4 protein-coding genes are annotated in these 6000 nt (G+C 68.0%); 1 reads left to right on the top strand and 3 read right to left on the bottom strand.

The features are described 5' to 3' along the window. Positions 1-2074: penicillin acylase family protein (locus tag AB839_RS16530; protein WP_061480194.1), on the top strand; the 2074-nt coding region annotated here is incomplete at its 5' end. Positions 2075-2197: 123 nt separating this feature from the next. On the opposite strand, the gene AB839_RS16525 is transcribed toward AB839_RS16530, so the two are convergent. The 3 genes from AB839_RS16525 to AB839_RS21975 all read right to left on the bottom strand — a co-directional run bounded on the left by AB839_RS16525 (position 2198) and on the right by AB839_RS21975 (position 5882). Next, positions 2198-3586: a cation:proton antiporter gene (locus AB839_RS16525; RefSeq protein ID WP_061480193.1), complete on the bottom strand. Its 1389-nt coding sequence runs from the start codon at positions 3584-3586 to the stop codon at positions 2198-2200. A 101-nt stretch (positions 3587-3687) separates the two neighbouring features. Next, positions 3688-5379, bottom strand: a complete 1692-nt coding sequence (gene asnB / locus AB839_RS16520; RefSeq protein WP_061480192.1) for an asparagine synthase B — start codon at positions 5377-5379, stop codon at positions 3688-3690. Positions 5380-5519: 140 nt separating this feature from the next. After that, positions 5520-5882 carry a hypothetical protein gene (locus AB839_RS21975; RefSeq protein ID WP_241776797.1) on the bottom strand — a complete coding sequence of 121 codons (363 nt, stop codon included), beginning with the start codon at positions 5880-5882 and terminating at the stop codon, positions 5520-5522. Positions 5883-6000 lie beyond the last annotated feature (118 nt).

The raw sequence follows: 6000 nt of genomic DNA, 5'->3' as shown, positions 1-6000 counted from the left end.
GATGCGCCGCAGTGCCGCTGGCGAGCTGTCGGCGCTGTTCGGGCCGAAGGCCATCGACGCCGACAAGCGCATGCGCGTGCACCGGCTGCGAGCACGCACCGAGGCGAATCTGCAGGCCGCACTGGGCGACAACGGCGCGTCCATGCGCGCCTACGTGGATGGCGTCAACAAGGGCCTGGCCGATCTCTCCGTGCGCCCGTGGGCCTATCTGCTGCTGCGGCAGTCACCGCAGCCCTGGCAGGCCAGCGACAGCGTGCTGACCGGGCTGGCCATGTACGCCGACCTGCAGGATCCCGGCAACCAGACCGAGCTTGCGCTGAGCCGCATCCGCGCGGTGGTGCCGTCGGCGCTGTACGCACTGATCGCCCACGACGGCACTGAATGGGATGCACCGCTGTTCGGCGAACCGACCGGCAACGCCACGCTGCCCGATGCCAGCCAGCTGGACCTGCGCACGCTGAAGGGAACGCCGGGCACCGGGCAGGAAGAAGCCGACGCCGTCGGCAGCAACAACTTCGCGGTAGGCGGTGCGCTCACCGCCGACGGCCGCGCCATTGTTGCCGACGACATGCACCTTGGCCTGCGCGCACCCAGCCTGTGGTTCCGCGTGCGCCTGCGCTATCCCGACCCGCAGGCCGCTGGCGGCCAGGTCGACGTCACCGGCTTCTCGCTGCCGGGCCTTCCGGCCGTGATCGTCGGCAGCAACGGGCACGTCGCCTGGGGTTTCACCAACAGCTACATCGACACGGCGGACTATCGCACGGAACCGGCCAGCGCCGCCGTGACCGTGCACGAAGAGCGCATCGCCGTGGCCGGCCAGGCCGACGTGCTGTTCGCGGTGCGCGAAACCGACTGGGGGCCGATCCTGCATACCCATGCCGATGGCAGTGGCGACGCCCTACGCTGGGTCGCACACCTGCCCGGTGCCGTACGCCTGGATTTCGCTGACCTGGCCCGCGCCGGTGACCTCGACGGTGCACTGCACTTCGCCGACCGTGCCGGCATCCCCGCACAGAACCTGGTGGTCGGTGATCGCAGCGGGCGCATTGCCTGGCGCCTGATCGGCGCTCGCCCGGACCGCGGCCCCGGCTGTGCACCGGCCGGCTTCAATGCCGCCAGCAACCAGGGCTGCGCGCCGTGGCCGATCCGCAGCGATGCCTCGCCGGCATTGATTGACCCCCCCAACCATCGCCTGTGGACCGCCAATGGACGCGTCCTCGACGGCGAGGCACTGGCCAGCGTCGGCAACGGCGGCTATGACCTGGGTGCGCGGGCGCGGCAGATCCGTGACCTGCTGGCGATCCAGGAGCGCTTCGACGAGCACGACCTGCTGGCGATCCAGCTCGACGATCGCGCGGTGTTCCTGCAGCGCTGGTGGGCCCTGCTGCACGACGTCATCGAGCGCAGTGACGACCCTGTACTGAAGCGTTTGAAGGAAGTCAGCCATCAATGGGACGGCCGTGCCTCGGCTAGCTCGGTCAGCTACCGGGTGGTGCGCGAGTTCCGTACGCAGGTGATGGCAACACTGTCCGATGCACTGCTGGCACCGGCCAATGCGCAGCTGGGCGATGACTATCTGGAGCCGCGACTGGCGCAGCTGGAAGGCGTGGCCTGGCCGATGCTGCAGCAGCGGCCGGCCAATCTGCTGCCACCGGCCTTCGACAGCTGGGATGCACTGCTGATCGACGCCGCACGCCGTACCGAAAGTGAGCTGACCAGGCAGGGACCGCTGGCCAAACGCAGCTGGGGCGAACGCAATACCGCGGCGATCTGCCATCCCATCGCACGGGCGCTTCCGGACATCGCCAAACGCTGGCTGTGCATGCCGGCCAACCGCCTGCCCGGCGACCGCGACATGCCGCGCGTGCAGACGCCGAACTTCGGCGCTTCCGAGCGCATGGTGGTTTCACCGGGCCACGAGGCGGACGGCATCGTGCACATGCCCGGCGGCCAGAGTGGGCATCCACTGTCGCCCTACTGGGGTGCCGGCCACGAAGACTGGGTGCATGGCCGGCCGACGCCGTTCCTGCCGGGCAAGGCGCAGCACACCATGACGCTGGTGCCGGCGCGCTGACGGCGGCACCCACATGCCCGAGGGTGCGCTGCACGCTGTAGAGCCGAGCCCATGCTCGGCTGCTTCTGGCGCGGAGCCGAGCATGGGCTCGGCTCTACAGAATGCCCGCGCGGCGCTACCGGGTCAGCTTCTACGCCGCTCGATCAGGTTCAGCACTGGCCCGGTCATCGCCGTTGTCACCAGCGCCATGATCACCAGCACCGCGAACAGGCGGTCACCGAGCAGGCCAAGTTCGTAACCCAGGTTGAGCACGATCAGCTCCATCAGGCCACGGGTGTTCATCAGTGCACCCAGCCGCCATGCCTCACGGGTGGGCATGCCGGCACTGCGTGCGGCACTGAAGGTGCCCAGCAGCTTGCCGGTCGTGGCTACCGCGATCACCACCACGCACAACAGGGCATCGCTGGCCTGCAGCGTATCGGCGCGCATGCGCAGCCCGGTCATGGCGAAGAACAGCGGCAGCAGCAGCGTCACCGCGAACGGTTCGACGCGCGCCATCAGCAGCTCGCGCAACTGCACATTTGACGACACCGCCACGCCAGCCGCGAACGCACCGAACAGCGCATGGATGCCGAGCATCTCGGTGACCAGGGCACTGGCCAGCGACAGCAGCAGGATGCCGAGCAGCCAGCGTCCCTCACCACCCGGCGCGATCTGCTGGCGGGCGAACCACGGCTTCACCAGCCCCAGCATCAGCGCCACGAAGGCGACTACGCACAGCAGGTTGAGGCTGGCCGGCAGCCATCCGCTGGCCTGTGCAGCCGCCACGATCAGCGCCAGCAGGCACCACGCGGTGGCATCACCCAATGCAGCGCAGGCAATCGCGGTCTGCCCCAGTGGCGCCTGCGTGATACCGCGGTCGGCAAGGATGCGCAGCAACACAGGGAAGGCCGTGATGCTCATCGATATGCCAACGAAAAGTGCGAATGCGGTGAAGCCCACGCCCTGCGGACCGTGCTGCGGGTACAGCCAGATCGCCAGGGCGACGCCAAGCACGAACGGCACCGCGATGCCGGCATGGCTGACCGTAAAGGCAAAACGCCGGCGTCCACGCAGCGCCGCCAGGTCCAGCTCGGCACCGGCCACCAGCAGGAACATCAGCACACCCAACTGGCTGAGCATGCCCAGCGGGCCCAGCGAGCTGGGCGGGAACAGGGCTCCATGCAGCGGCGGCAACAGGCTGCCGAGCATCAATGGGCCCATCATCAGGCCGGCGGCCATTTCGCCGATCACCGCCGGCTGTCCCATGCGCTTGAGCAGCGCCCCCGCGCCCTTGGCCACCAGCAGCAGTACCAGCAGCTGCAGCAGGAACAGGCCCAGCGGCGACGCCAGATGCTGCACCCAGGTGGCTTCGGCCGTGGCCGTAGCGCGGGCAACAGCCTCGGGCGCCGCCGGCCCGGCATAACGGGCCAGCAGCACGCCAGCCAGCAGCGGGACCCCGGCCCAGGCCAGGTAGCGCCATCCCCACTTCGTCGGTGGCGCCGGGCCCCCGCTGTGTACGTCCATGAACATTCCCCAATGTGCAGGGGGGCGATCATACAAAAAGGGGACGGAGGGGATTAAGTCGTTAGTGGCACAAGCGCCCCGGCCCCCCTCCGTCCCTTTTTCGGGGCTTACGCCAGTGCCTGCTCGTGCACGCCAGCGATCGCGCGCCCCGACGGATCTGCAGCTGCGGCGAAGCTGGCATCCCACGCGATCGCCGCCGGCGACGAGCAGGCGATGGACTTGCCACCCGGCACGGTCTCGGCGGCCGCACGGCTCGGGAAGAACTGCTCGAACAGATGACGGTAGTAGTAGGCCTCCTTGGTCTGCGGCGGGTTGTGCGGGAAGCGCTTGTCGGCCGCTGCCAGCACACGGTCGCTCACCTGAGCTTCGGCATGCGCCTTCAGCCCGTCGATCCAGCCATAGCCAACGCCATCGCTGAACTGCTCCTTCTGCCGCCACAGGATGCTGTCCGGCAGGTAGCCTTCGAACGCCTCGCGCAGCACCGCCTTCTCGATGCGGCGGCCACCAAAGCCCGCACCGACCATCTTGTGCGCGGCGTCGAAGCGCATCGCCACATCGAGAAATTCGCGATCCAGGAACGGCACACGCGGCTCCACGCCCCAGGCCATCATCGACTTGTTGGCGCGCAGGCAGTCGTAGTTGTGCAGCGCGTCGAGCTTGCGTACCAGTTCGTCGTGGAATTCACGCGCATCCGGCGCCTTGTGGAAATACAGGTAGCCACCAAAGATCTCGTCGCTGCCCTCGCCGGAAAGCACCATCTTCACCCCCATTGCCTTGATCCGCCGTGCCAGCAGGAACATCGGCGTCGATGCGCGGATGGTGGTGACGTCGTAGGTTTCGATATGGCGGATCACCTCCGGCAGCGCGTCGAGGCCTTCCTCAAACGTGTACTCGAAGCCGTGATGCACGGTGCCCAGCGCTTCGGCGGCGATTGCAGCGGCGGCCAGATCGGGAGAGCCCTTCAAGCCGATCGCTAACGAGTGCAGGCGCGGCCACCAGGCTTCGGTCTGCCCCCCATCCTCGATGCGACGGCGCGCATAGCGCGCGGCCACCGCCGCCACCAGCGACGAGTCCAGGCCACCAGACAGCAGCACGCCGTACGGCACATCGCTCATCAGCTGGCGTTCCACCGCATGCTCGAAGGCCATGCGCAGCTCGGCCAGATCGGCCTGGCGACCCTGCACGTCAGCGTAGTCGCGCCACGGCTGCTGGTAGTAGCGCACCAGCTCACCGCTGGCACTGTCGAAATAGTGGCCCGGCGGGAACTGGGCGACGTCGGCACAGGTATCGACCAGTGCCTTCATTTCCGAGGCCACTCGCAGACGTCCCTGGGCATCGTGGCCCCAGTACAGCGGCACCACGCCGACCGGGTCGCGCGCCACCAGCACACGACCGGCACCACGGTCCCACAGCGCGAACGCGAAGATGCCATTGAGCTGCTCCAGCCACTGCGCCGGCGAAGCGCCCTGGCGGTACAGCGCATTGATCACTTCACAGTCCGAACCGGTCTGGAAGTCATAGGCGGTGGTCAGTGCGGCCTTCAGTTGCTGGTGGTTGTAGATCTCGCCGTTGACCGCCAGCGCCAGCTGGCCGTCGGCCGACAGCAGCGGTTGCGAGCCGCCGGCCGGGTCGACGATGGCCAGCCGCTCGTGGACCAGCAGCGCACCTTCGTCAAGATACACGCCGCTCCAGTCCGGGCCGCGGTGGCGCTGGCGCTGCGACAGTTCCAGCGCATGGCGGCGCAGGGCCGGAAGATCGTCACCGGCCTGCAGGCCGAAGATTCCGAAGATCGAACACATGGGGGAGCTCCTGTTGGGGGAATTTCACGGGTGGGAGGGTGTTCGACCGGCCATCCAGGCCCGGGTGGGGCTGCGCCCGGGCACAAAAAAACCCGCATCGACCGATGCGGGTTTTCTGGTGTCCGGGCGTGTGTTGCTGTCTATCTACCCAGGGCGCAGTCCCGCATCGGCCGCGCACGATTATTCGCGCGCAGATTATTGCGGTTGTTGTTATTGACGGCGGTGGCCAGGCGGATCGACATGGCATCGACCCTACCCCGGTTTCCGGCACGGCGCAACCGTTGCGTTGGCAACCACTCCCCGGCGCGCATAATGGCCCGCCGTGAAACAAGTAATGGAAATGCAACACCGCGCTGGCCGCCCTGCCCTGCCTGGGCCTGGCCGCCTGCCAGACCCTGCCCCGGCCGTCGCCCCTGCCGCCGGCTCAGCTGCGGGGCCTGGAACAACGCGGCACCGACGGCAGCTTCGAGGGTGCCTTTGATACCGCGCAGACCTTCGAGCACTTCAACGATCCGCGCGCCATCGACTACTACGAGCGCGCCGCAGCGGTCACGCCCTGGACCTTCCACAACACCAGGGCGGAAGAAGCACTGGGCAGGATCTGGATCTCCGGCACGCTGC

This window comes from Stenotrophomonas sp. DDT-1 (assembly GCF_001580555.1).
GTDB lineage: Bacteria > Pseudomonadota > Gammaproteobacteria > Xanthomonadales > Xanthomonadaceae > Stenotrophomonas > Stenotrophomonas sepilia.
This window is presented reverse-complemented; position numbering and strand designations above follow the sequence as displayed.